The organism is Streptomyces sp. WAC 06738 (assembly GCF_003945505.1).
Taxonomy (GTDB): Bacteria; Actinomycetota; Actinomycetes; order Streptomycetales; family Streptomycetaceae; genus Streptomyces.
Window position 1 is genome coordinate 319,742 of record NZ_CP029618.1, and the last position, 25,326, is coordinate 345,067.

Consider the following 25,326-nt stretch of genomic DNA (forward strand, 5'->3'; position numbering starts at 1 on the left):
CCCGACCCGTTGACAGGGCCTCGGAACCCTCTGAGAATGCGCCGTGGCATTTTGAGTCAGCCATGAATGTATATGCGGCTGCTCGTCCGGTGAGGAGAGAGGGAAGCGCGATGACATCTGGGAGCATGCGCCGCACCGTCGTGGCGACGGCGGCAGCCCTGGTCGCCGCCGTGACGCTCGGCACGGTGCAGCCGACCGCGACATCGGCGTCCGCGGCACCGGCCGGCCCGTCCGGTGCCGCGAGGGAACACCCCGGGTCCGGCGGCGACGACCGGCCGCGGACCATCGTCACCACGGATCCGGAGCTGGACGACGCGAACTCCCTCGTCCGCTATCTGCTCCGCAGCGCCGACTTCGACACCGAAGCCCTCATCTACGCCAGCAGCCAGTTCCACTGGAAGGGCGACGGCGACGGCACGCGGTGGTGGCAGCCCGGCAGGGAGTACGACCGCTTCGGTCTCAGCGGGCTGTGCCCGTGTACCTCGTGGCGGTGGGCCGAGGACGAGCGGTTCATCGACGACGCCGTCGAGCGCTACGCGAAGGTGTACGACAATCTCAAGGTTCACGACCCCGGCTATCCGTCGCCGGACGACCTCCGCTCCAAGATCCGGGTCGGAAACGTCCAGTTCGACAGCGACATCTCGGTCTCCGGGGACTCCCCCGGCTCGGACCGGATCAAGGAAGTGCTGCTCGACGACGAGGGCGGGCCGGTCTACCTCATGGCCTGGGGCGGCCCCAGCACCATCGCCCGCGCTCTCAAGTCGATCCAGCTCGAATACCAGGGGACGCCGCGCTGGCCGGCGATCCACCGCAAGGTCAGCGAGAAGGCCGTCATCGTCTCCTTCGGGACCCAGGACAACAGCTACCGCGACTACGTCTCCGTCAGCTGGCCCGATGTCGAGCTGCGCCAGGCGGCGACGAGTACCTGGGGCTACGGCGCCCGTGACGTCGCGCTGCCCGAGCACGCCGCGTACCTCTCCGCCGACTGGACGCGGCGACACGTATCCAGCGTGGGGCCGTTCGGCGAGTCGTACCGGGTCTGGGGCGACGGAAAGCAGATGGTCGAGGGGGACGTCTTCGACCACTTCGGCTTCTCCGGCCTGACGACGGAGGAACTGCGCGCGAAGGGGTACGTCGTCTGGACACCGCCGCAGGAGAAGGACTCGTGGATCTCCGAAGGCGACACCTCCACCTTCCTCACCCTCGTCGACAACGGTCTCCGCAGCCACGAAAACCCCGCCTACGGCGGGTGGGGAGGCCGCCTCGCACAGAACCCCGACGATCCGTCGGAATGGAACGGTTCCACCGTCGCCGACCGCGCCCCGAACGGCGACACGCCCTCCGACTACGCCGCCCAGCGGTGGTTCGGCGACGCCCAGCAGGACTTCGCCGCCAGGATGCAGTGGACGGTCACACCTGAGTTCGGCGACGCCAACCACCACCCCGAGGTGTCGGTGGGGCGTCTGGATGTGACCGCCCGGCCTGGTCAGACCGTGGACCTCAACGCACGCGCGACGGACCCGGACGGTGACGCGCTGACGTACCGGTGGTGGCAGTACCGGGAAGCCGGGACCTTCCCCGGGGCGGTGGACGTCTCCCGGCCGGACTCCGCACGAGCGACGCTGGAGGTGCCCGGTGACGCCAGGCGCGGGCAGACGATCCACGCCATTGCAGAGGTCACCGACGACGGATCACCGGCGCTGACGTCGTACCAGCGCGTGATCATCACCGTCAGGTGAGCCCGGCGTCCCGGTGATCCATCCGCGGACCGCTACCGCTACCGGCCGGGACGCTCGGCGTCCGGTGTCTCTCTGCTGTATCGCGGGCTCTCCTGCGTCATAGTGCACGGAGGCGGGCGGCGGCGGATGCCGCGAGGTCCTTCGCCATCCCACAGAGCTCCTCGGTGGGACGCTCACCGTGGACGTCGAGGCGCACCATCTCGGCGGCGGTCACGGCGTCCTGGCCCTTGTACCTGTGGTGCTCGACGAGCGCGCTGCAGGTGTCGCCTTCGTCGTTCGTTTTGACGACCGTGCGATATCCACTGAGTGTGAGCACTGTGCCGTCCTGAGCGGAGCCGGGCTGGTCCCGGAAGAAGCTCACTTCTGCATCGAGGTCGTCGACGGTGCTGGACCACTCGCAGCCCCAGTTCGCGATTGCGGCGTCCGGCACGTCGGCCCTGAGGCCGGGAACCACGGACAGCGCGGTGGCGTCGAGGAGTTCGCAGGCATTCCCCCAGACCAGCGAGGTTTGCGGGTAGGCCGATGCACGGCGGGGAATCGGACCGGCGTCGAGGATCTCGGCCGCGCTCGCAGCGGCTCTTTCGGCGACCGTACACAGGGTCGCGTTGCCGCCGTTCACTGAGCCTTCTCCCATGTTGACGCGGACCTGGACCACCGTTTCCCCGGTGCTGCCACCGGTGGTGAGCAGCCGGCTGCACTCATCGTTCTCCGCCTCGTCTTCGACGATGTCGATCCTCCCGATCGTGCGGATGGGTTCGGCCCCCTGGGGCGGCGAGCTCTGCAGGAGGCGGATCGACACGTCGATCCGGGTCTCGTCATCGACGCCCACCAGCACGTCGCAGCGGTCGAAGTTCCCGTAGTCCACATCCTTGCGGACGTCCTCGCCGGCGAACTGATCGAGAACGGAGGTGTCGGCGAGGGCACACACGTCCGCCGTATGCGGGCTGCCGATCAGGGCGCGCGCCCCCTGTTGCCCGCGCCGGCCGTCCCCGGACGCGGGCTTTCCGTCCTCGCCGTCGCCCCCGAGGACGAAGACGAGTGCCAGAGCCATCACAGCACCGACACCGAGGGCGGCTGCGAGCAGTGGCCGGCGTCGGCGCTTGGTGAGGGTGTCGAAGGCGGCCGCGTCCCCGAGTGCGGTAGCCGTATCCTTCGAGGGTCGAGGGCCGGCCGCGGCGACCTCCTCCAGCAGTTGCCTGGCCTCCGTGGCATCGGGGCGCTGCCGGGGGTTGCGTCGGAGCATGGCGGCGAGCGCGGGGTACAGCGGCCCCACGGCGTCGGGGTCCAGCTCGACGAAGCCCTGCTCGGCCTGTAAGTGCCTCAGACTCCGGGTGTTCTCCCAGGTGCCCGCGTCCTCCAGGCGGCCGGTGCTCTCCCTCTCCCCCGGCTCGCTGCCACGCGGCGGCGTACCGGTGATGAGGGCGTAGAGGGTGGCCGCCAGGCAGAACACGTCCGACACCGGCCGCGGGACACTGCCTCGGGCCAGTTCGGGAGCCGCGTAGTCCGGTGTGTAGCTGAAGGGGCCGTTGAACGTGATGGTCTCGCTGCCGCCGACCCGGTAGGCCGCCCCGAAGTCCAGCAACTTCGCGTCACCGCGCCGCGTGAGGCCGATGTTCGCGGGCTTGACGTCGCAGTGAACGATGCCCTCCTCATGGAGGGCGACCAGCGCGTCGGCGAGTTGGGCCCCGATACGGGCCGCCTCTTCGGGGGAGACCAGTGGGTGCCGGTCCAGGCCGCCGCCGGGCACATACTCCATGACGAACCAGTACGTCTCCGCGTCTCCCCCGTCGCCCTCCGGCGCCACGGTGACGACGTCGTACAGGGTCACGACGTGAGGATGGTCGCGGAACTTGGCCATGGCCCGGGGCTCGCCCAACAGCCGGCGCACCGCTGTCTCGCCCTCGCCGTCCGTCCGCTCCGGCTTCAGCGCCACGTCCTGGCCCACCACGGTGTCGTGCGCCAGCCACACATCGCCGCCGCGCCCCGCGCCGATGACCTCCCTGAGGACGTAGCGGTCGGCGAATTCCTCTCCGGAACGCACCATCTCCCCCTCGCTCGACCTGGACCCCGACCAGCGCCACGCGCCGGATCGAAGCTACTGCGTAAGGAAGACTGTGCGCAGAGTTACCAGCGCTTTCAACAGCCGCCCTTTTCGGTGGCCGCAGTCTGGCCGGAAGTGAGCGGACGGCTGACCGGATGGCAGCTTCGCCGGCCACACGGTGCCGCGTTTCAAGAGCGGTCCGCCGAGTCCGCCATCGCCCGGCCGACCCCGCCGACACCCGCAGGATCATCCCGTCGCTGAGCAGGACCCCGGCCACCTCCGCGCTACACTCCTGAGCAGATTGCACCAATTTGTCCATATTTGTTCGCCCGCAACCCGCCACTGACACCGCATCCTGTAGGGGATCCCTGGATGACCGCCGTGACGCCGAGCGCTATCCGCGCGATTCTGGTCCCCCGAGGACCGGCGCTGAGCAGCAGGCTCCTCCCGGCGACGGTCGCGGTGACGTTCACGCTGGCACAGCTTGCCCTCGTACGCCCGGGGATGGGGCTCGGCTGGGACGAGTCGGTGTACGTCAGCCAGGTCAGCGGGCACGCCCCGGCGGCGTTCTTCAGCGCTCCGCGCGCTCGCGGCGTCTCATTGCTGGTGGCGCCGATCGCGGCCTGGTCGTCGTCGACTCCGCTGCTGCGGGTCTACCTCGCCGTCCTCTCCGGCATCGGGCTCTGGCTGGCCCTGCGCGCCTGGCGCGGTCTGCTCCCCGCGAAGGTGCTCGCACTGGGCGGTGCCCTGTTCGCCTCGCTGTGGGTGACGCTCTACTACGGCCCGCAGGCGATGCCCAACTACTGGGTGGCGATCGGGGCGCTGGCCGGTGTCGGCTGTTTCCTGCGCGCCCAGGCGGACCGGACCCGGAGCGCTCCGGTGTGGGGGCTCGCGGCGGCCGCGGCGCTGATGGCGTTGATGAGGCCGATGGACGCGGTGTGGGTGGGCCTGCCGCTGCTCATGGCAGTTGCCGTCGTCCGCCGATGGCGGTACCGCAGGCTGTTGCTCGCCCTCGCCGCGGGGCTCGCGGCCGGTGCGGCCGAATGGGTGATCGAGGCGTACACCGGTTACGGCGGCCTGGCCCGGCGGCTCCACGACGCCTCGCTCATCCAGGGCGGGCTGAGCTGGAACGTCGCCGTCGACGACCAGATGCGCAGTCAGAACGGTCGCACTCTTTGCCGGCCGTGCACGGGTGAGATGCCGAATCCGGTGGTGTTCGCCTGGTGGCTCGTCTTTTCCGTGCTGGCCGCGGTCGGGCTCGTGGCGGCGGTCCGGGCCCGACGCGCCGTCGGGGCCACCGCGTTGCCGCTGGGCTGCGCGGCGGCGGCCGCGTTCCCGTACCTGTTCCTGATCGGCTACGCCGCTCCCCGGTTCCTGCTGCCGGCGTACGCTCTGCTGGCGATTCCGGTCGCCCAGGGCCTCGTCTCCCTGGTACGGGCCGCCCCAAGCGGTGCCTGGCGGGTGCCTGCGGTGACGCTGGCCGCTGTCATCCTCGCCGGGCATCTGGTGGTGCAGTTGTCCGTGCTCCACCAGCTCGTCGGTCGCGCCACCGAAGGCCACCGCGTCTGGGCCAGGACCGCCGCCGCACTGCACACCGCGGGAGTCCGGCCGCCGTGCGTCCTCACCGGTGACGAGGCGATCGCACCGCACATCCCCATCGCCTTCGCCGCCGCCTGCTCGTCGGCCGACACCGACGGCCACAACGGCAACACCACTGCGGCGGCGCTGGCTCGTGAGGCGGGCCGGATCCCGGTGGCGGTGCTGACGACCCGCAGGACATCGCCGCCGTCCTTCGCCCGCGACTGGCGGCGGATCCACGTCCACCGGCACGTCTACGCGTACGTCGGCCCGGCCGTCCAGACCTGACAGAGGTTCGATCCGGCCGGCGAGCTGCGGGCCATCGGCGGCAACGGCGACGAGTTCCAGGCGCCGCACAGGTCCCCGGCGGAGGGGCCGGCGTCTAATCGGATGTGCGTGCGGCGCGGGGCTGTTAGGTTCGCCGTGTGCCGAAGCTGAATCAGATCATCGCTGTCGAAAAGGGCGTCAAGTCCAAGGCCCTCCAAGAGCTCACCCGGGTTCACCAGGACGTGCAGAAGCCCGCCCTGCTCGCCGGCATCTCCCGGACCTACCAGCCCAAGGACGAGGAGGGCGAGCAACTGCCGCCCGAGTCCACGCGGGTGCAGATCAAGGCCGAGGACGCGCTGCGGGCGACCGCCGGGACGCTGACGCGGCTCTTCGACGTGACCGCGACGAAGGACTGGGCGAACCGGTCCGCGGCCGCGGACGTGGTGGTCGACGGTACGGTGCTGCTGCCCCAGGTACCGGTCCCGTACCTGTTGTTCCTGGAGAAGCAACTCACCGACCTGCACACCTTCGTGCGCAAGCTGCCGGTGCTCGACGCCTCCGAGTCGTGGACCCTGGACCCCTCGACGGACTCGTGGAAGACGGACCCGGTGCGGACCATCCGCACGAAGAAGGTTCCGCGCAACCACGTGAAGGCCGAGGCCACGGAGAAGCACCCGGCTCAGGTCGAGGTGTACTACGAGGACGTCCCGGTCGGCTACTGGACCACGGTGAAGTTCTCCGGCGCGCTGCCCGCCCGGCGGGTCAACGAGCTCCTCGACCGCGTCGAGAAGCTCCAGCAGGCCGTCAAGTTCGCGCGGGAGGAGGCGAACAACACCGAGGTCACCGACCAGCGGGTCGGCGACGCGGTATTCGGCTACCTCTTCGGGTAGCCCTCACATACGCCCTCCGTCGCGAGCGGAGGGTGCGCAATGAGCGCAAGCTGAAACTGATGTCGAAGCTGATGAGGGGTGTCAGTTGGGGGTTCGAATCCCTCTCCCCGCACCACGTGCGGGGGTGGCCCAAGCCTGGCAGAGGCGGCCCCGTGAAGCTCAGATTCTCGCTCCAGTCTCAGCATTCGCCGCCGAACACCGGATCGACCGAGCGTGGGCGAACATCGACGGATGGGGGTTCAAGTCCCTCCGGCGCCTCTCTCGTGGCGCTGTAGTTCAAAGGCAGAACACGTCGATCTCAACATGACCCGCGGCTCTTCAACGCCGCCGGTGTGCGCAAATGGGTGGCAAGCTGGAGCCCGGGAGCTGGACATGCTCCCGGGCTCCGTCACTCAAGGCCGCCGGGTCACTCAAGGCCGCCGGCCGCGCCCGCACGCCCGATCTGCGGGGGCTTCCCGGCGGTCTCCATGGCGCGGGTGGTGGCCGGGTCGGCGGGGAGGTAGGCGTTGATGCGGAGTCCTGCCGGCCCCAGGTCCTGAAGCATGATCATGGTGAAGGTGAGCCGCCCGTCGGGGTGGTGGGCGACCAGGGTGTCGGTGCCGGCGCGCCTGACGTCCGTGCTCTCCCATGCCTGGCGGAACCGGTTGCTCTGCCTGCTGAGCTCCTCGATCAGCGCGATGGCCGCCGGGTCCTTCAGATGTGCGTCGGAGCGGTCGCGGAAGGTGTGCACGACGCGGGTGGCGTACTCGTCGCGGGCGACGAGCCTGGAGGCGAAGCGGGGCTCGGTGAACAGCAGCCGCAGCAGGTTGCGCCGTTCTGTCGGCCAGGCCGCGTAGTCGCCGAAGATCTCGCGGGCCGGCGGGTTCCAGGCGAGCACGCGGGTGAGGGCGTCGGTGACGTAGGCGGGGGCGGTGACGTGGTCGACCAGCGACTGCAGCAGCCGGGGGTCCAGGCCGTGGTCGGCGCCGGGAGACGGCGGGGTGTGGCCGGTCAGGGTCAGCAGATAGGCATGGTCGGGACCGGACAGGCACAGCGCCCGCGCGATGCGCTCGACCGCCTCTCGGGAGGGCTGGATCTCCCGCCCCTGCTCCAGGTAGGTGTACCACGCCGTGCTGATTCCGGCCCGCTCGGCGACATCCTCGCGCCGCAGGCCGGGTGTGCGGCTGCGGCGCCGGGCCGGCAGGCCCACCTGTTCCGGGGTGAGCCGGGCCCGCCGGGCGCGCAGAAATGCGGCGAGCTCGTGGCGGCTCCGTACCTCGGACGAGGGCGCGGTCTCCGGAGCCGGGGTCGCGTCCTCGCCGCCGCTCGTACGGCCGATCTGCCTGGGAGTCACCGTCCCAAGATAAGCACTGGCTGGTCGGGGGATCTCCGGTCACCGAGCCTGGTCGCGACAGGGATGAGCAGCACCGAGGGAAAGTGGTTGGTGACCATGCCGAATGTCGTGATCGCGGGCGGTGGGGTGGTGGGCTGCGCGACCGCGGTGCACCTGCTGGAAGCGAGCCCGGGACTGGAGGTGGTGATCGTCGAGCCCGACCCCACCTACGCGCGGGCAGCGACCGGCCGGGGCACCGGCGGCGTACGGCAGCTCTTCACCCGGCCGGAGAACATCGCCTTGTCCCAGTACACCCTGGAGGTGATCGAGGGATGGCAGCAGTGGGCCGGCCACCCGGCATCGCATCTGAACTGGCGTCCCAACGGCTATCTCTTCGTCGCCGGCGCGCGCGACGTACGCGATCTCGCCGCCAATCTCGAAACCCAGCAGCGCCACGGCGTCGACGCCGAGTGGCTTGAGCCCGGGCGACTTGCCGAGCGCTATCCGCAGGTGCACGTCGCCGACCTGGCCGGAGCGGTGCTCTCGGTGCGGGACGGGTGGCTCGACCCGAAGGCGTTCTTCGCCGCCGTCCGCGCCAAGGCTGCCGGTCTGGGTGCGGACTTCGTCACCGACCGCGTGGTGGACTTCGTTCTCACCGGCACCGCCGTCCGCTTCGTCACCCTGGCCTCGGGCCGCGTCCTGGCTGCCGACGCGGTCGTGAACGCCGCCGGCATCCGGGCACCGGAGTTGGCGGCGCGGTTGCACATGCGGCTGCCGATCGAGCCCATGCGCCGGCATGAGCACTACGTCGAGACCTCTGCGGACCTCAACCATCTGCCCTTCGTCAAGGACATCGACGGCTTGGCCGTCCACCCTCACTTGTCCGGCCTTTCGGTGGGGCTGGTCGACTTCGACCACCCGGGCGGCGAGGACTTCGCCGCCGATTCCTCGTACTACGCCCGCAGCGTCGCGCCCGCCCTGACCCACCGGCTGCGCCACCTCGGCGTGCTGACGGAGCAGCGCACCTGGACGGGCCTGTACGACCAGAACCGGTTCGACGGCAACATGATTCTCGGCAACTGGCCCGGCCGCCTCGACAACTTCTATGTCGCCACCGGCTTCTCCGGCCACGGCTTCATGCACGCCCTCGGCGTCGGCCGCGGACTGGCCGAGCTCATCCTCACCGGCGACTACCGCACCGTCGACCTGCACCGCATGGGCCACCAGCGGATCCTCGACGACCGCCCCTACCCGGAACACGGCATCCGCTAGGGCCGGAGCGAGGGAGACGGGGGTCAGGCTCGGCGTATTCGGCGTCGGGACTCCCGGCGTTGCGGGAACGCGGCAAGGCCGCCGCCACTCCCCCTCCAGTCATGCCCGGCTGGGGGTACGGCGGCCTCGTCGCGTCTGCGGTGTCAGGCCCGGCCGCTCAGAGGGCGCCCTGGCGCCAGGGTCCGGTGATCGCGAACGTGATGCCCGGAGTCTGGATGTTCACGAACAGCCAGTTGCCGTTCTTCGGTTCGAACACCGAACCTGCCCACTCCGAGCCCCGGTGGTCGTCGGCGGCGACGTTCTTGCCCGCGGTGCCGCCCCGCAGGTCCACGTTGTTGGCGGCGAAGCGGAAGATCTCGCCGTCCGTGGTGAGACCGTGGACGTATTCGGTGCCGCCGCCGTCCTCGCAGAGCACCAGGCCGCCGCGCGGGCTGACGCACATGTTGTCCGGTGCGTTGAGGACCTCGGCGCCGGGCGAGGCGAAGAGGACCCGGAACTCGTCGGTGGCCGGGTCGAGTTCGAAGACCTGACCCTGGCGGGCGGGACCGCCGTCGGTCGTGATCACGTAGATGCGGTCGTTGCCGTACCAGGCACCCTCCAGGCGGCTGAACACGGCCGCGCCGTTCGCCTGCGCCTGGAGTCGCACCGTGTCCGCCGCCGGGTCGACGTCCTCAACGGGGACCCAGGAGACGGTCCCGTACTCCTTCTCCCCGTCGAGGCGGGTGTCGTACGACGTGCTGCCGAGGCGCAGAGCCTCCAGCCGGCCGCCCTTGGACAGATCGCCACGCACGGCCGGGACGAAACGGTACAGGGATGCGTCGCCGCGGTCCTCCGTCTCGTACACGTAGCCGGTCGCCGGGTCGACGGCGATCGCCTCGTGGTTGAACCGGCCCATGGCCTTGTACGGCTCGGGATTGCCCTTGCCCTCCGAGGCCACCTCGAAGATGTAGCCGTGGCGCTTGCCGGCCGTCGTGGAGAAGGTCTCCTCGCAGGACAGCCAGGTCTTCCACGGGGTGGGCCCGCCGGCGCAGTTGCGGATGGTGCCGCCCAGGCTGCCGTAGGACTCCAGCCACTGGCCGGCGTCCGGATCGAAGACCAGGGTGGTGGTCCCGCCGCCGGCCTCGGGGTTGTAGGCCGGAGCGGTGAAGGCGGGCCCGGCACCGCGCTCGTGGTTGCGGACGAGATGCACCTTGTCGCCGTAGCGGAAGGCCGCCATGCCGTCGTGCGCGCTCGGGGTGCGCACGCCGTCGTCCATGACGTCGTTGGTCCAGCCGAAGGAGATGTACTCGAACCCGCGCGGCAGCTCCAGCAGTTCCAGGCCGGTCGCCTGGTCCTTCACCGGGCTCAACGGACCGTATCCGGCGTCGAACTCGAACTTGACCGGTGCGGCCGCCGCGGTGCGCGCGGCGAGGGCCTGGAAGGGGACGGAAGCGGCGGCGGCCACCGCCGCTCCGCGCAGGAGCGTGCGTCGTTCGAAACCGGAACCCGTGGGCCTTTCTGCGGGCGTGCCTGTCATGGGGAAGTCCTCTCGATGCAACGGACCGGGGGCGGGGGGCCGCCGGTCAGCCTAGGAACGAACCGTTGCTTCGATTCCCAAGAGAAAGTGATCGTTGGAAGAACCTCTGCCGGCGACCGGGCGGCATCCGCCGGAGCCACGCCGCCGCGGTCGCGGACACCGGCCTGCTCATCCGGGCCCGCGACTCAGCACGCACCGGTCAGGACGCTCGGCGGGGTACGTGCGGCGCGGTTGCGGCGCGCAGGAAGGCGTCGAAGCGCTGGAGCCAGGGGAAGTCGGCGCGCAGGGCGTCGAGGTCGGCCTGGTAGCCGCTCTCGGCGAACCACTGGTACATCCGCTCCTCGCGCGGCTGGGGGTCCAGCCGGGTCGGCACTCCGGTGGCGTGCTGATAGATCCGGGCGACCTGTTCGAAGCTGAGGGCGTCTCCGGCGATCGCCAGGCGGGCACCGAGGTGGATCTGCGGCCGGTCGAAGACGGCGGCGGCGATCCTGCCGATGTCCGAGGCGGCGATCATCTGCATCGGGCGGTCGGGGACGACGGGCAGGCTCAGCACCCGCTCGTCGACGGCGTCGGCGTACCACAGCAGGTTGTCCATGAAGAACACCGGGCGCAGGATCGTGGTCGGCAGCGAGGTGCCGTCAAGATGAGCTTCGATGCGGGCCTTGGACTCGAAGTGGTCGATGCCGGTGGCGCGTTCGGCACCGTCGACCGAGCTGTACACGAAGTGCCGTACTCCGGCCGCCTCGGCGGCATCCGCCACCGCTGTACCCCGCCTGACCTCGACATCGAGTTCGGCGTCGGTGACGGCCAGGGGCTGCACGCTGAACACCCCGTAGGCGCCCTCGGCGGCCCGCTGGAGCGAGTCGGCGTCGTCGAGGTCGCCGGCGGCCAACTCGGCGCCGGCCCCGGCCAGGGCGCGGGCCGCCTCGGTGGCGGGATCGCGCACCAGGGCCCGCACCCGCCAGCCGCCGGCCAGCAGGGCGCGCGCCGTGCCACCGCCCTGCTTTCCGGTCGCGCCGGTGACGAGCACGGTCTTGCTGTCCTCCATGGGGTCCCCCTGCATCTCAACCCTGCGGAGCGATTTGCTCCGCAGGTGGGTCACGGTACTGCGGAGCACATTGCTCCGCAAGGTTCTACGATGGCGGGCATGGGAGTCTCGAAACAACAGCAGTCCCGGCAGGCGGAGGTCGCACGCAACGATGCCGCGCTGCTGGAAGCGGCGCGCCGGGTCTTCGCCCGGGACGGTGCCCGCGCCTCGGTCAACGCCATCGCCGAGGCCGCCGGGGTGGGCATGGGAACGCTCTACCGGCGCTACCGGAGCAAGCACGAGCTGTACCAGCGGCTGCTGGTACTGGCCAACGAGCAGTGGGCCGCCGGTGTGGAGCGGGCCGCCGCCCATGACGACCCGTGGCAGGGCCTGGCCGAGCTGATCACCGACAGCGCCGAGTACGGACAGGGCACGCTCGCCCCGCTGGGCAGGCTGGCCGCGCTGCCGCCGGCGCAGGCCGATCAGGCGGCCGCGGCGGACCGGGCGTTCGAGGCGCTGGTGGATCGCGCGCACCAGAGCGGAGGGCTGCGCGGGGACGTGACGGCCACCGACATCCTGCTGCTGATCGAGCAGTTGGGGCGCTCACCGCTGGTCGAGCAGGTCCAGGAACTGGGCGATGCCGAGCTGACCGCGCAGGCACAGGCCGCCCGACGCCGCATGATCGCACTGGCGTTGGGCGGCCTGGCGGCCGAGCCGCGGGACGATCTGCCCGGCGCTCCTCCCGGAGAGCGGCTGCTGACCGCGCGTTGGCGGACGTGACTGGAGCATCAGCGGGCGGATGGGGCACGACCGCTGAAGGCGGACCGGGTGAGGCGGGCTCTTCGCCACGCGGCGCCTCCCGCCAGGACTGACGGTGCGCCGGATCACGGTCGGCCAGGGAGCCGAATCGGTGTGACGGGCTGTTGCCGCCTGCACCGACGTACCGCCGGGCCCGGAGCAGGCGGGCGGAGACCGGCGTCTGCGACTAGTTCACCCTGAACACCCCGTAGCCGAAGCCCGCCGCCGCGATCTCCCCGGCGTCGGAGAGGGTGACGCCGGATGCCTCCAGTGCGGTGCAGCGGACTCCCGCCGGAAGCGTGGCTGTGGCGGGTGTCCGGCCCGGGTTGACCACGACCACATAGCGACCGCCGCGGACGTAGACCAGCGGATACCCGGCGTACAGCACCTCCACCCCGCCGGAGGCGCCCAGTTCCGGGGCGGCCTTGCGCAGGGCGATCAGGCGCCGCACCAGGTGCATCAGGGACTTCTCGTCGGCCCGCTGCGCGGCCACGGTGGGACGGCCGGGGTCCGGGTCGAGCGGGAGGTACAGCCGGTCGGCGGGGGCGGTGGAGAAGCCGGCGTTCGCGCTGCCGTCCCACTGCATCGGGGTGCGTGAACCGGCCCGGTTGTAGCGCGGGCCCAGGACGCTGCCCTCGTGGTCGGGCAGTCCGGGGAGATAGCGCATGCCGATCTCGTCGCCGTAGTGGATCGCCGGCAGGGTGGGCCAGGTGAGCTGGAACACGAACGCGGCCGGCAACTGCTCCGCCGTACGCGGGCCGCAGGCCAGCCGGGAGAAGTCGTGGTTGGACGAGGGCAGGACGGCGAAGCCGGCATCGCCGATCGCGTCGGTCGCCGCCCGCCAGGCGGTGAGGAAGGTCCGGGGGGTGCCGGTGCCCTCGGCGTCGAAGTAGGGCCTGGCCGGGGCCCATTCCTCGTTGACCGTGCCGGCGTCGTTGTTCCAGAGCGAGCGCAGCGGCAGGCCGTCGTCGTCTCCGCCGAACTGCAGGAAGAAGTCGCCGTGGAAGCCGGCCGGGACCGCGGTCCCGGGATCGCCCCACTCGGAGAGCAGCACGGCCCGCGGGTGCGCGCCGTCCAGCCAGCCGCGCAGTTCGGTCCAGAGCTTCGCCGTCTCGGCGTGCCCGGGGTCGTCTTTGACCAGGGAGGCGGCCATGTCGACGCGGAATCCGGCCAGGCCCAGGGCCAGCCAGTGGTCCATGATGTCGCGCAGTGCCTGCCGGTTGGCGCGCGGGCCCTCGGCGTCGACCGGAAGGCGCCACGGTTCGGCGGGGTGGGGGCGTGCGTAGCCGAAGTTGAGGGCCGGCTGGCTGGGGAAGAAGTTCGGCTTGTACCAGCCGGGGCGGCTGCCGGGTGACGGCTGGAAGCCCGGCGGGCGCAGGTCCTCCGGGGCCCAGATGTAGCGGTGGTCGCCGGGGTCGCCGGCGGAGGCGGTGAACCAGGGGTGCTGGTCGGAGGTGTGGCCCGCGACCAGGTCGAGCAGCACCCGGATGCCGCGCCGGCGGGCGCTGCCGACGAGTGCGGCCAGGTCGTCGTTGGTGCCGTAGCGGGGTGCGACGGTGAGGAAGTCGGCCACGTCGTAGCCGGCGTCGTGGAACGGCGAGGTGAAGCACGGGTTGATCCAGACGGTGTTGATGCCCAGCCACGCCAGGTGGTCCAGCTTCTGCTCGATGCCGGCGAAATCGCCGATGCCGTCGCCGTCGGAGTCGGCGAAGCTCTGGGGGTAGATCTGGTACAGGACGGCGTCGGCCAGCCAGGCCGGCGGGGAGGAGGTCATGCGGCCGCTCCTTCGGGCAGGTGCCCGTCCGGGGTGTCGCCGACGTCGCGTTGCAGGGCCGCGAGCCGGCCGGTGAGGTCGCGTACGACATCGGCGCAGCGCGGATCGTCGTAGAGGTTGTGCAGCTCGTGGGGGTCCGTGGTGACGTCGAAGAGTTCCCAGGCCGCGGGGCGCGGGGCGTCCTTTGCGCCGGCGGCGCCGGAGCCGTGGCCGGGGTAGTGGATCAGCTTGTGCGTCGCCGTGCGGATGCCGTAACTGGCCTGGACGTTGTGGCAGTCGTCCAGATGCATGTAGTAGCGGTAGTAGACGGCGTCCCGCCGGCGCTCGGGTTCCTCGCCCCGCAGCAGCGGCACCAGTGACTCGCCCTGCATCCGCGGGTGCGGGGCCACGCCGGCCAGGTCCAGCAGGGTGGGGGCGAAGTCGACGTTCGCCACCAGCTCCCGCCTGCGCGATCCCGCCGCCGTACGGCCCGGCCAGCGGACCACGAGCGGGATGCGTATGCCCTCCTCGTACATGAAGCGCTTGTCGAACCAGCCGTGTTCACCGAGGAAGAAGCCGTGGTCGGAGGTGTAGGCGACGGCGGTGGAGCCGTCCAGGCCGCTGACGTCGAGGTAGTGCAGGACGCGGCCGACGTTCTCGTCGAGGGCCGCGATGACCCGCAGGTAGTCCTTGATGTAGCGCTGGTAGCGCCACTCGCGCTCTTCGCGCGGCGACATGCCCGGCGGCACCGGCACGCCCTTGAGGTCCTCGGCGGTGAGGTCCTCCATGCTCATCCTGGCCTCGCGGGCCGCGGGGGCACGGCCGGCCAGGTCGTCGTGGAGCGTGGGGGGCGCGGGGACGTCCTCGTGCTCGTACAGGTGGGCGTGCCGCTCTGCGGGCTCGAACGCCCGGTGGGGCGCCTTGTGCTGGACGAGCAGGCAGAACGGCTTGTCCGGGTCCCGCTTGTCCAGCCAGTTCAGGGCGAGGTCGGTGATGATGTCGGTGACGTAGCCGGGGTAGGTCCTGCGGCCCTCCGCAGTGAGGAACTCGGGGTCGTGGTAGACACCGTGCTCGGGCAGGATCTCCCAGTAGTCGAAGCCCTGCGGGTCGTGGCCCGCACCGTGGCCCAGGTGCCACTTGCCGACGATGGCCGTCTGGTAGCCGGCGTCCTGGAGCATCCGCGGGAACGACGGCTGGGCCGCGTCGAATCCGTGGGTGGGGCTCTCCAGCGAGGTCATGCCGTTGACGTGGCTGTAGGTGCCCGTCAGCAGGGTGGCGCGGGCCGGGGAGCAGATGGCGTTGGTGCAGTAGGCGTTCTCGAAGACCGTGCCCTCGGCGGCGAGGCGGTCGACCGCCGGGGTCTTGTTGATCACGCTGCCGTACGCGCTGATCGCCGCCGGCGCGTGGTCGTCTGTCATGAAGAGGATGATGTTCGGCCGCCGGGGCGGGGTCATGCTGGCGAACCTCCGTGGTGCGGGGGCGGACGCGGGCGCCTCAGGCGATCGTGAGCGTGCAGCGCGCTTCGGCCAGGGAACTGCTGCCCGCGTACACGTCGATCCGGCCCGGCTCCACGACGTACCGTCCGGCCGTGTCGTTGGTCCAGAAGCCGAGGTCCTCGGCGCCGAGTGTGAAGCGCACCGTGCGCTTCTCCCCGGGGCCCAGGGTGACACGGGTGAAGCCGCGCAGCCGGCGCACCGGCTGGGCGATGCTCGCCACCGGGTCGTGCACGTAGAGCTGCACCACCTCGTCGCCGGCGCGGTCGCCGGTGTTGGTGACGTCGACCTCGATCCCGATGCGCTCGCCCCGTTCGAGGGCCTCGGTGGTGACCGTGTCCCGGACGGGCCGGGGCTGCCCGGTGCGGAAAGCGGTGTAGCTGAGGCCGTGGCCGAAGGGGAACTGCGGCCCGTCGGCCAGGTCGAGGTACTTCGAGGTGTACTTCTCCGCCGGGTCGTACGGACGGCCGGTGCTCTCCCGGTTGTAGTAGAGGGGGATCTGCCCGACGGAGCGGGGGAAGGTCACCGGGAGCTTGCCGCCGGGGTTCACCGCGCCGAAGAGCACGTCGGCGACGGCGTTGCCCGCCTCGATGCCCGGGTGCCACGCCTCCAACAGGGCCGGGACCTCGCCGGACCAGTCGCCGATCGTCAGCGGCCGTCCGTTGACCAGGACGACCGCGAACGGCCTGCCGGTGGCCGCGACCGCGGCGATGAGCTCCCGCTGCCCGGCGGGCAGCGAGATGTCGCTGCGCACGGCGGCCTCGCCGCTCAATTCCGCGGCCTCGCCGACCACGACGACGGTGGCGTCGGCGGCCCCGGCCGCGGCAGCGGCCTCCGCGGGGTCCGCACCGGCGTGGGCGACCTCCGCGCCGGGGGCAGCGGCACGTACCGCGTCGAGGACGCTGACGGAGGGGAACCGCCGGCAGCCGGGGCCGGCCCAGGTGCCGTGCAGGTCGGTGGAGTCCGCGAACGGGCCGACCACGGCGAGGGAGCGGAGGCCGCGGTCCAGGGGCAGGACGCCGTCGTTCTTCATCAGCACCATGGAGCGGGCGGCGGTCTCGCGCGCCGCGGCGCGTGCCTCGGGGGTCGGCCCGTCGATGGCCGCGTCCTCATCCGTGTACGGGTCGTCGAAGAGGCCGAGCGTGAACTTCAGGTGCAGTACGCGCGCGACCGCGTCGTCGATCCGGTCCTCCCCGATCCGTCCGGCCGCGAGCAGTTGCGCGCCGTGGGTGGCGATACGGGTGCTGACCATCTCCATGTCGATGCCCGCCGTCAGGGCCAGCCGCCCGGCGTCGGCTCCGTCAGCGGCGTACCCGTGCGCGATCAGCTCCTCGACGCCGGTGTAGTCGCTGACGACGAGCCCGTCGAAGTCCCACTCCTCCTTGAGGATGCCGGTGAGGGTGTGCGAGTTGCCGTGCGCGGGGACGCCGCTGACGGTGTTGAAGGCCGCCATGACGGTGGCCACGCCGGCGTCCACGGCCGCCTTGAACGGGGGCAGGTAGTGGTTGCGCAGCCGTTGTTCGGAGACGTCCACCGTGTTGTAGTCGCGCCCGCCCTCGGCGCCGCCGTACGCCACGAAGTGCTTGGCGCAGGCCGCCAGGCTCCCGTCGGCGGCCAGGTCGTCGCCCTGGTAGCCGCGGACCTTGGCGGCGGCGAGCTCACCGTTCAGGTACGGGTCCTCGCCGCAGCTCTCGGCGATCCGGCCCCAGCGGGGATCGTGGGTGACGTCCATCATCGGCGAGAAGGTCCAGCGCACTCCGTTGGAGCGGGCCTCCTTCGCCGAAACCACGGCGTCGCGCTCGACGACCGCGGGATCGAACGCGGCGGCCTGCGCGAGCGGGATGGGAAAGGTGGTCCAGAAGCCGTGGATGATGTCCTGGGCGAAGAGCAGCGGGATCCCCAGCCTGGACTCCTCCACGGCCATCCGCTGCAGGGAGTTGGTGTGCCGTGCCCCGTGCAGGTTGAGCACCGAGCCGAGCAGGCCGGCCCGGGCCGCCCGCTCGACCTCCTCCGTCTGGCCGCCGCCGGGGCCGGTCGCCCCGGTCCAGGTCAACTGCTGGAGCTGGCCCAGTTTCTCCTCGACGGACATCCTGCTGATCAGGTCCTTGACCTTGCCTTCGTGCGGTCCGAGCATGTGAATCCGAAGTCCTCTTGCCTTGGTGACGCGCCCCGGCGGGGTCACCGCGGGGTTGCGAGCGCATACATACGGAAGTCGTGGCTCCCCCGTGGGCCCGCGCATCGGGATGCCGCGGGCCCACGGGGCCGGTCAGCCCCGGTGCACGGTGAACTCCCGCCGTCCCACGCGCAGCAGCGTCCGGCCGCCTTCCACGGAGACCTTCGCCCCCGTGCAGCGGGCGGGTCCGTCGACGGCGACGACCGCCTCGTCTCCGAGCGCCCGGAAGGCGACCCGCCCGTCCGCGATCTCGCTGATCTCCGCGGTGGCGTACGCGATCCGCAGGCCGCCCGCGCGGACCCCGAGCGGCAGCATCGCCGCGCCGCGCCCCGGCAGGTGGAGCCGCTCACCGCCGAAGAGGGGCTTGCCGCGCTCGGCGGCGGTGACTTCCTGCCCGTATCCGGAGGAGATGTTGAAGGCGTGCAGCAGCCGCCCGCCGTCGCCGTCGGCCGTGGTGAGCAGGAAGACGCCGGGCAGCTTCGCGTCGTGGGTGAAGCGCGGCTCGGCGCCGAGCCTGCGCAGCGCCGCCGTCCAGAACCCGAGGTCGCAGCGGTACGCGTTGGTGACGACGACGGCCCGGCCCGCGCCGACGGGAATGTCGAATCCGCAGCCCTGGCCCGTGGACAGCTCACGCAGCACGATGTCGGCGCCGCTCCCGCGGCTCGCCGTGCACAGTTGCGCCTTGGGCACCCGGATCTCGGCGCGTGGTGCGGCCCAGCCGTGCGCGGTCACCGAGAGGGAGAACCGGTTCGCGTCCGTCAGGGTCTTGCCGGGCGTCAGCCCGAGCGCGTCACGCAGCTCTGTCGACGGGCGGCCGGACATGTCCTTGCCCGGCAGCAGCCCGGAGAGCAGCAGCTTGCCGCCCGCCCGCAGATAGCGCACCAGGCGCCGCTGGACCACGGTGTCCAGGTACTCGCCGGTGGCCAGTCCGAGGACGGGTGTGCGGGCCGGGTCGAGATCACCGGCCTGCAGGTCGACGCTGCGGTAGCGGTAGCCGCCCAGCAGCATGCCGCGGGAGAGCGCGCCGCGGGGGCCGAAGCCCCGTACGGGTTCGACGTCGCTCAGCACGGCCCGCACGGCGTCGGTGTCGGGGTGGTACTCGGTCAGGTAGTGGTCCGGTACGAAGCCGAGCGCGAGGTCGTCGTACTCCGCCCGCATCGGCGCGAGCACGGCGGCGTTGGCGCGCACCGCCCGGCCGGTGCGGACCAGGGAGGGATAGCTGAAGCCGGGCCGGCCCTCGGGGTCCACCGGGGCGGCGAAGCCGTGGCGTTCCCCGGTGGATCCGATGCGGTCGTTCCCGTCGCCCGCCGGCTCGTCGAGCTTGGGGTTGAATCCGCCGGCGAACAGGTAGTAGTTGATCATCTTGGCGCCCTGAGCGAGGCAGAGCCGGGTCTTCAGGTCGGCCGCCTCGGCGCCGGACTGGTTGTCGAGGTCGTTGCCGTAGTCGGCGTGGCCGGCGTCGAACTCCAGGGCGGTGACGGGCTGGTCGGCGTCGTTCGTCGCGTCCATGAAGGAGTTGACCAGGTAGAGGTCGGTGACGTTCCGGAACGTCAGGTCGCCGAGGTAGAAGTCGGCGCCGGAGATCAGCCCGGGCTTGCCGGCGTACGTCTCCATCAACTGGCTGATGCCGATGGGGAAGTTCGTGCCCCGGTCGCCTCCGGTGCCGTGGATGTTGATGAGGAACGGAATGCCGCGCACCCCGTTCTCCTCCGCGGCCTCGCGCAGCGCGTCGACGTAGCGGGCGAAGCGCCCGCGCATGAAGGTCCCCAGGTCGTGCATGAGGGCGGCGGAGTAGCCGTCGGCCGGTTCCCGCACGCCCTTGTCGAACGCGCCGTCGGACCCCCCGGCGAACGGGTAGCGGCCGGTCAGGCCGTCCCCGTACGTCCGCTCCAGCCAGCCCCGGAAGTCCCGCAGCACGTGGTCGGTGAGCGCGGGGGTGTTGCTCACCCAGTCGAGCATCCCGATCTCGTTGTCGAGCTGGCAGGCGATGACGCCCGGCCTGCCGTCGGCGCGCAGCCGCCGGGCGATGACCGGCATGACGGCGTCGTACCAGCGGCGGGCTTCCTCCAGGAACGCGGGCGCGAGGTAGTCGACGGCGGGCGTGGTGGCGTCAGCGCCGTGCCAGCCCTTGGGGTTGATCTCCGGGTGCTCCCTGCGCACCCGTTCCGGCACTCCCTCGCCCTTCAGCTCGGCCATGGTGAACGGGCCGGGCCGGACGACGGCGTCGAAGCCGTTCTCGATGCACAGGTCGAGGAAGGCGCCGAGGTCGCGCTCGGGCCGGGTGCGTCCGGTGACGTCGATGCGGCCGTCCGGTGTCTCGTGCCACATCCAGGGGATGTACGTGGCGATGGCGTTGAGCCCGGCCGCCTTGGCCTTGTCGAGCCGGGACTGCCAGTCGCCGCGCTTGAGCCGGAAGTAGTGGATCTCCCCGCCCATGACGAGCGCGGGCTCGCCGTCGATGTGGATCTGCTTGTCCCGGTACGTGACGGGGTCGGCCGTACGCCGCGTACCGGCCGCGGCGGCGGGCGCGGGCGAGGAGGCGGCGGCAGACGCCTCCGGTCCGCTGCCGAGGACGCCGGGCGTGGTCACGGCGGCGGCGCCGAGGCCGCCGAGGACCGTTCTGCGGCTGGGGGTGGTGGCCGGCGGGGTGCTCATATCCCGAAGTCCTCCTTGGCCAGCAGCGGCTTGAGGGTACGGCGGAAACCGCCGGTGCGGAACGGGCGCTGGAGCAGGCCGGGCCTGAGCACCTGGGCGAGCGCGGCGGCGAACATGCCCTGGTCCAGGGAGAGCATCCGGTCGCTGACCCTGCCCGTGCCGACGTTGACGGAGTCGTAGAAGCCGTAGCCGTCCTCGTAGGCGTCGAAGTCACGGGCGATGCGCCTGAGGTTGTCGAAGGCGTACCGCGGCGCGACCATGAGCGCCATCGCGGCGGCGTGCGGGGTGACGACCCCGTTGGTGTAGGCGGAGGGGTCCGGCTTCGGCTCGCCGTACGGCACGTAGGTGCGGTCGGTGTTGGAGCAGTAGCCCTCGGGCGAGATGCCGAAGTACTGCACGCCGTACTCCTGGTAGCCGCCCTCGGGCACGTTGGCCGGCGAGAAGCCCCAGTAGCCGTACTCGGCGTCGAGCAGACCGTGGTCGCGGTGCCCCTGGACGTGGTGGGTGAGGTTCGTGCGCCACGAGGGAGACCACTGGGCGGAGGGCACGAACAGCTCCGGCATCAGGGCGCCGAACATCGAGCCGCCCCAGCCCGGCGTGTGACGGCGGCCGCGGTAGGTGTAGTGGCCGTTGAAGTACCGCACTCCGTCGCGCACGACCCAGTCGCCGCCGGGTGGCATCTCCTGTGCCTGGTCGGGGGTGAAGGTGCGCAGCATGTGCCAGTAGTGGTCGCCGGGAACGGTGCCGTCGGCGATGCCGAGGTAGCCCGCGATGCGGGTCTCGGAGACGAGGGCGCCGTAGAAGTGGGGGGTGAGCGCGCCGTCGGCGACCCGGAAGCCGGTGGACATGTGGCCGGGGCGGGCGACGGGGTCGGCCGGGTCGTAGGGGACGTACATGAAGGACCAGTCGATGTCCTTGCGGAGCTCGCGGATACGCCCGCGCAGCAGGGGGTCGGCGTCCTCGGCGATACGGAGGGCGACGTCCAGCCAGCCGTTGTCGACGGTGGAGAGCAGGTGGTCGACGGGGGCGCCGCTGCCGGGCCACTCGTCGAGCACCTCGCCGGTGAAGGTCTGGTACCAGTTGAACCAGAAGCCGTGGATCCGCTCCATCCGCTCGATGGTGGCCACCGTGCGCGCCAGGCGGGCGTGCATCTCGCGCTCGCTGATGACGCCGAGACCGGCGGCGGCCACGGTGGACCAGATCCAGCAGCCGATGTTGGTCACCGAGGTGTTCTCGGTGAGGACGGGCTCGCCGCCGCTCAGGTCGATGTTGTCGGCGGGCAGCCCGCTGTCGGCGACCATCGCCTCGAGTGAGCGGTAGGTGTCCGTGAACCAGCCGGTGAGCACCGGCTCCGGGTCCTGCGGGGAGCGCACGGCGGCGTGCCCGGGGGCAGCGCCGAGACCGGCGGAGCCCGCGGCTCCGGCGGTGACGGCGGTGGCTGCGAGGAACGTGCGGCGGTCCATGAGCGATCCAACTCCCTTGACAGCAGGTGTCTGTGTGCAGGCAGATGCATGGGGTGCGCTGATCGGTGTGTGCTCTGCGGCGGGTGGGCCGTAAGGGACCGCGGGCCGTCAGGCTGTCGGCGGCCCCTTACGGCCCGGGCAGCGGCCTACTTCAGCCCCGCGGTGGCGATGCTCTGGGTGAAGAACCGCTGCAGCACGATGAAGACGACGAGCACCGGCAGCACCACGAGGAAGGCGCCGGCCATCAGGACGCCGTTGGAGCCGTCGGCCTTGGTGGGGTCGGTGGCGAAGGTGGCGAGCGCCACGGGCAGGGTGTACTTGTCGGCATCGTTCGTCGCGACCAGGGGCCACAGGAAGTTGTTCCAGGAGCCCAGGAACACGAAGATCGAGAGGGTGGCGAGTGCGGGCTTGACCTGGGGGATCACGATGCGCCAGAAGATGTACCACTCGCGTGCGCCGTCCACCCGGGCGGCCTCCAGCAGTTCGTCGGGGACAGCCGACATGAACTGCCGCATCAGGAAGACGCCGAAGGCTCCCGCGGCGAACGGCAGGATGAGTGCCGCGAAGGTGTCGATCAGCCCCAGCTTGCTCATCATCACGAACTTCGGCATGAGCATGAGATTGCCGGGCACCATCAGGGCGGCCATCACGATGCCGAACACGAGCTTCTTGCCGGCGAAGTTCAGTTTGGCCAGCGCGTACCCGAGCATCGAGCAGAACAGCAGGTTGCACAGGGTCACGCAGACCGCGACCACGGTCGAGTTGAAGAAGTACAGCGGCGCGTCCAGCAGGTCCAGCAGGGTGCGGAAGTTGTCGAGCGTCCACTCCCGGGGAATCCACCGGGGCGGGCTGGCGGAGAGTTCCTGCTCGGTCTTGAAGGCGGACAGGGCCATCCACAGGAACGGAGCCGCCGTGATCAGCAGGCCGAGGCCGAGGAGCACGTAGGTGAGGGCCTTGCGCCGCCGGATCCGGGCGTCGCGTTTCGCATGGCCGTGGTGCGATGCGGTCGTGGTGCTCATTTCGTCTTGTCCTTCAGCAGCCTGAGCTGCAGCAGCGTGACGGCCAGAATGATCACGAACAGCGTGTACGCCATCGCGCTGGCGTAGCCCATGTGGAAGAAGTTGAAGCCTTCGCGGTACATGTACAGCGAGACGGTCAGGGTGCTGTCCGAGGGACCGCCGTTGGTCATCACGAACGGCTCCTCGAAGACGTTGAGGAAACCGATGCTGGTCATGATGGCGACGTAGAGCATGGTGGGCCGCAGCAGCGGCAGCGTGATCCGGCGGAACTCCTGGAAGGCGCCCGCTCCGTCGATCCGCGCGGCCTCGCGCACCTCGGTCGGGATGGACTGCAGGCCGGCGAGGAAGAGCACCATGGCGGTGCCCATGTTGCGCCAGACCGCCATCACGATCAGCGAGGGCATGGCGAGTGTCTCGGACGCCAGGAAGTCCGGAGCGGTGAGTCCGACCTGGGCCGCCAGCCCGGCGATCAGGCCCTCGGTCGGGTCGAGCACGAAGCGCCAGACGACGGCGACCGCGACGATGGCGGTGACCACGGGGGCGTAGAAGCCGACCCGGAAGAAGGTGCGCAGCCGGTCGATGCCGGAGTTCAGCAGCACCGCTGCGACGAGACCGCTGCCGATGGTGAGCGGCACGCCGAGGACGACGAAATAGCCGGTGTTGAGCAGCGCCCGCACGAACTTCTCGTCGCCGAAGAGCTTGCTGTAGTTCTCCAGTCCCGTGAACTCGGCGGAGAGCGGGTCGGTGACGTTGCGCAGCCCGAAGTCGGTGAAGCTCATCAGGAGCGTCGCGACGATCGGGAACGCCATGAAGGTGAAGAAGAAGGCCAGGAACGGGGTGGAGAACAGCCACCCGGAGAGGTTGTGCCGGGACAGCCGGTCGCGGCGCAGGGCCGCCCGGGGCGGCGGCGCCTGGCCGCCGTCCCCTGCCGGGCCGCCCGCCGGGGAGGCCGGCCGCTCGGCGACGCCGGGCTTGGCGGTGGCGGAGGTCATGCCTCAGCCCGCCAGCCCCTCGGTCTTCTCCTGGAGCTGCTTGGCGAGTTCGGCGGGGTCGCCGCCCTTGCCCAGCTCCTCGAGGGTGAGGTCGATCTCGTGGGCGATCTCCTCCCACTTCGCCAGCGGCGGAATCGTACCGGCGGTGTCCAGGGCCTCCTGGAAGGCGCCGACGTCGGCGTTCTGGAGCGCCGGCTCGTCCCAGGCGGCCGTGTTGGCCGGCAGCGACTTGGCCATCTCGTACCAGTCGGCCTGCGTCTTCGGGTCGGTGAGGAACGACGTGAACTCCTTCGCCGCCGCCTTGTGCTCGCTGTCGCCGAAGGTGACCAGGGAGGCGCCGCCGATGATGGAGGCGGGCTCGTCGCCGGCCGGCAGCGGCACGACGTCCCACTTGCCCTTCAACTGCGGGGCCTGGTCCGTGATGTTCTGGACCATCCAGGGCCCGGAGGCGAACATCGGCACCCGGTCCGCCCCGAAGTCCTTGATCACGTCGTAGCCCGGGGCCTCGGGGGTGCTCTTGGACAGGCCCTTGTCGAAGTACTTCCGGTATTCGGTGAAGGACTCGACCGCCTCGGGCGAGTCCAGGGTGAGGTTGCCGTCGTCGTCCATCAGCGAGCCGCCGGCCGAGAACAGGTACGGCATCCAGTTCTGCCAGGCGCCGACGCCTCCGGCCGGGAGGGAGAAGCCCCACTTGGTGCTCTCCAGCCCCTTGTACGCCTCGGCAAGTGCGAGCTGGTCGGCCCAGGTCTCGGGGGCCTCGTCGACACCGGCCTTCGCGGCCAGATCGGTGCGGTAGTACAGGACCCGGGTGTCGACGTACCAGGGGACGCCGTAGACCTCGCCGTCCCGTTCGTTGCCCTCCCAGGCGGCGGCGAAGAAGTCGTCGGCGGAGAAGGTGCCGGTGTCGACCGGCTCCAGGACCCCGAGGTCGATGAACTCACCCACCCAGGTCGAGCCGAGCTGCGCCATGTCCGGCAGCTTGCCCGCGGCCGCGGCGGAGACCAGCTTCTGGTGGGCGACGTCCCAGCCGATGGGGGTCACCTTGATCGTGATGTTCGGGTGGTCCTCGTTGAACTGCTTCGCTATTTCCTGGATGCGCGTGCCCTCCTCCCCCATGGCCCAGACGGTGAGGGTCTGTTCGGCGTCGGCGCTCACCTCGCCGCCCCCGCCGTCGCCGCAGGCGGCCAGTCCCAGCGCTGAGACGACGGCAAGGGCAGTGGCAATCCGGGCTCTGCGGGCCATGAGGGGCTCCTATCGAGGGCACACGCGGGTTTGTAAGCGCATACATGACCCTGGCGGAAACCCGTCGCCCCTCACAAGGGTCGCTCCAGTAACGCT

The 25,326-nt window shown here is 70.9% G+C and carries 17 protein-coding genes; 5 read left to right on the plus strand and 12 right to left on the minus strand.

Annotation, left to right across the window (positions count from 1 at the left end; translation table 11 throughout):
- Positions 1 to 110: 110 nt before the first annotated feature.
- The gene (locus DMB38_RS01205; protein ID WP_206337611.1) at positions 111 to 1,739 is read left to right on the plus strand and encodes a DUF1593 domain-containing protein; all 1,629 of its coding nucleotides are present in this window, start codon (positions 111 to 113) and stop codon (positions 1,737 to 1,739) included.
- Positions 1,740 to 1,836: 97 nt separating this feature from the next.
- Here DMB38_RS01205 and DMB38_RS01210 read toward each other — a convergent pair whose 3' ends face one another.
- Complete coding sequence (locus DMB38_RS01210) at positions 1,837 to 3,783, minus strand: serine/threonine-protein kinase (protein ID WP_240661892.1); 1,947 nt, start codon at positions 3,781 to 3,783, stop codon at positions 1,837 to 1,839.
- Positions 3,784 to 4,284: 501 nt separating this feature from the next.
- Here DMB38_RS01210 and DMB38_RS01215 point away from each other — a divergent pair.
- Together DMB38_RS01215 and DMB38_RS01220 are read left to right on the plus strand one after the other, a co-directional pair.
- A complete protein-coding gene (locus DMB38_RS01215) occupies positions 4,285 to 5,646 on the plus strand; it encodes a hypothetical protein (protein WP_125938739.1) in 1,362 nt (453 codons plus the stop codon).
- Between the two features lie 137 nt (positions 5,647 to 5,783).
- Entirely contained in the window at positions 5,784 to 6,515 is a 732-nt protein-coding gene (locus DMB38_RS01220) for a hypothetical protein (protein ID WP_125933560.1), read from the plus strand.
- Between the two features lie 406 nt (positions 6,516 to 6,921).
- Here DMB38_RS01220 and DMB38_RS01225 read toward each other — a convergent pair whose 3' ends face one another.
- Positions 6,922 to 7,848: a helix-turn-helix transcriptional regulator gene (locus DMB38_RS01225; RefSeq protein ID WP_164715906.1), complete on the minus strand. Its 927-nt coding sequence runs from the start codon at positions 7,846 to 7,848 to the stop codon at positions 6,922 to 6,924.
- 96 nt (positions 7,849 to 7,944) lie between these two features.
- Between DMB38_RS01225 and DMB38_RS01230 the strand changes: the two genes are divergently transcribed.
- Positions 7,945 to 9,099 carry an FAD-dependent oxidoreductase gene (locus tag DMB38_RS01230; RefSeq protein ID WP_240662661.1) on the plus strand — a complete coding sequence of 385 codons (1,155 nt, stop codon included), beginning with the start codon at positions 7,945 to 7,947 and terminating at the stop codon, positions 9,097 to 9,099.
- Positions 9,100 to 9,256: 157 nt separating this feature from the next.
- On the opposite strand, the gene DMB38_RS01235 is transcribed toward DMB38_RS01230, so the two are convergent.
- Both DMB38_RS01235 and DMB38_RS01240 read right to left on the minus strand, forming a co-directional pair.
- Positions 9,257 to 10,543: an alkaline phosphatase PhoX gene (locus DMB38_RS01235; protein ID WP_240661894.1), complete on the minus strand. Its 1,287-nt coding sequence runs from the start codon at positions 10,541 to 10,543 to the stop codon at positions 9,257 to 9,259.
- Between the two features lie 271 nt (positions 10,544 to 10,814).
- Positions 10,815 to 11,663 carry an NmrA/HSCARG family protein gene (locus DMB38_RS01240; RefSeq protein ID WP_125933564.1) on the minus strand — a complete coding sequence of 283 codons (849 nt, stop codon included), beginning with the start codon at positions 11,661 to 11,663 and terminating at the stop codon, positions 10,815 to 10,817.
- Between the two features lie 99 nt (positions 11,664 to 11,762).
- Between DMB38_RS01240 and DMB38_RS01245 the strand changes: the two genes are divergently transcribed.
- Entirely contained in the window at positions 11,763 to 12,422 is a 660-nt protein-coding gene (locus DMB38_RS01245) for a TetR/AcrR family transcriptional regulator (protein ID WP_125933565.1), read from the plus strand.
- 205 nt (positions 12,423 to 12,627) lie between these two features.
- On the opposite strand, the gene DMB38_RS01250 is transcribed toward DMB38_RS01245, so the two are convergent.
- The 8 genes from DMB38_RS01250 to DMB38_RS01285 all read right to left on the minus strand — a co-directional run bounded on the left by DMB38_RS01250 (position 12,628) and on the right by DMB38_RS01285 (position 25,230).
- Complete coding sequence (locus DMB38_RS01250; protein ID WP_125933566.1) at positions 12,628 to 14,214, minus strand: alpha-amylase family glycosyl hydrolase; 1,587 nt, start codon at positions 14,212 to 14,214, stop codon at positions 12,628 to 12,630.
- Complete coding sequence (locus tag DMB38_RS01255; protein ID WP_240661896.1) at positions 14,211 to 15,611, minus strand: sulfatase; 1,401 nt, start codon at positions 15,609 to 15,611, stop codon at positions 14,211 to 14,213. Before DMB38_RS01255 ends, DMB38_RS01250 begins: the two co-directional genes overlap by 4 nt.
- 76 nt (positions 15,612 to 15,687) lie before the next feature.
- A complete protein-coding gene (locus DMB38_RS01260) occupies positions 15,688 to 17,820 on the minus strand; it encodes a glycoside hydrolase family 3 N-terminal domain-containing protein (protein WP_125933568.1) in 2,133 nt (710 codons plus the stop codon).
- 132 nt (positions 17,821 to 17,952) lie between these two features.
- Positions 17,953 to 20,514: a beta-galactosidase gene (locus tag DMB38_RS01265; RefSeq protein WP_125933569.1), complete on the minus strand. Its 2,562-nt coding sequence runs from the start codon at positions 20,512 to 20,514 to the stop codon at positions 17,953 to 17,955.
- The gene (locus DMB38_RS01270) at positions 20,511 to 21,977 is read right to left on the minus strand and encodes a glucoamylase family protein (protein WP_125933570.1); all 1,467 of its coding nucleotides are present in this window, start codon (positions 21,975 to 21,977) and stop codon (positions 20,511 to 20,513) included. The genes DMB38_RS01265 and DMB38_RS01270 overlap by 4 nt, the downstream gene beginning before the upstream one ends.
- A 146-nt stretch (positions 21,978 to 22,123) precedes the next feature.
- Entirely contained in the window at positions 22,124 to 22,996 is an 873-nt protein-coding gene (locus tag DMB38_RS01275) for a carbohydrate ABC transporter permease (protein WP_125933571.1), read from the minus strand.
- Positions 22,993 to 23,988 (minus strand): sugar ABC transporter permease, encoded by a 996-nt coding sequence (locus DMB38_RS01280; protein ID WP_125933572.1) that lies wholly within the window; start codon positions 23,986 to 23,988, stop codon positions 22,993 to 22,995. The genes DMB38_RS01275 and DMB38_RS01280 overlap by 4 nt, the downstream gene beginning before the upstream one ends.
- A 3-nt stretch (positions 23,989 to 23,991) precedes the next feature.
- Positions 23,992 to 25,230, minus strand: a complete 1,239-nt coding sequence (locus DMB38_RS01285) for a sugar ABC transporter substrate-binding protein (RefSeq protein ID WP_125933573.1) — start codon at positions 25,228 to 25,230, stop codon at positions 23,992 to 23,994.
- Positions 25,231 to 25,326: the final 96 nt, after the last annotated feature.

Coding starts and splice junctions, on each gene's coding strand:
- DMB38_RS01205 (WP_206337611.1), top strand. CDS start 111: ATGACATCTGGGAGCATGCGCCGCACCGTCGTGGCGACGGCGGCAGCC.
- DMB38_RS01210 (WP_240661892.1), bottom strand. CDS start 3,783: ATGGTGCGTTCCGGAGAGGAATTCGCCGACCGCTACGTCCTCAGGGAG.
- DMB38_RS01215 (WP_125938739.1), top strand. CDS start 4,285: ATGGGGCTCGGCTGGGACGAGTCGGTGTACGTCAGCCAGGTCAGCGGG.
- DMB38_RS01230 (WP_240662661.1), top strand. CDS start 7,945: ATGCCGAATGTCGTGATCGCGGGCGGTGGGGTGGTGGGCTGCGCGACC.
- DMB38_RS01240 (WP_125933564.1), bottom strand. CDS start 11,663: ATGGAGGACAGCAAGACCGTGCTCGTCACCGGCGCGACCGGAAAGCAG.
- DMB38_RS01245 (WP_125933565.1), top strand. CDS start 11,763: ATGGGAGTCTCGAAACAACAGCAGTCCCGGCAGGCGGAGGTCGCACGC.
- DMB38_RS01250 (WP_125933566.1), bottom strand. CDS start 14,214: ATGACCTCCTCCCCGCCGGCCTGGCTGGCCGACGCCGTCCTGTACCAG.
- DMB38_RS01255 (WP_240661896.1), bottom strand. CDS start 15,611: ATGACAGACGACCACGCGCCGGCGGCGATCAGCGCGTACGGCAGCGTG.
- DMB38_RS01260 (WP_125933568.1), bottom strand. CDS start 17,820: ATGCTCGGACCGCACGAAGGCAAGGTCAAGGACCTGATCAGCAGGATG.
- DMB38_RS01265 (WP_125933569.1), bottom strand. CDS start 20,514: ATGAGCACCCCGCCGGCCACCACCCCCAGCCGCAGAACGGTCCTCGGC.
- DMB38_RS01270 (WP_125933570.1), bottom strand. CDS start 21,977: ATGGACCGCCGCACGTTCCTCGCAGCCACCGCCGTCACCGCCGGAGCC.
- DMB38_RS01275 (WP_125933571.1), bottom strand. CDS start 22,996: ATGAGCACCACGACCGCATCGCACCACGGCCATGCGAAACGCGACGCC.
- DMB38_RS01280 (WP_125933572.1), bottom strand. CDS start 23,988: ATGACCTCCGCCACCGCCAAGCCCGGCGTCGCCGAGCGGCCGGCCTCC.
- DMB38_RS01285 (WP_125933573.1), bottom strand. CDS start 25,230: ATGGCCCGCAGAGCCCGGATTGCCACTGCCCTTGCCGTCGTCTCAGCG.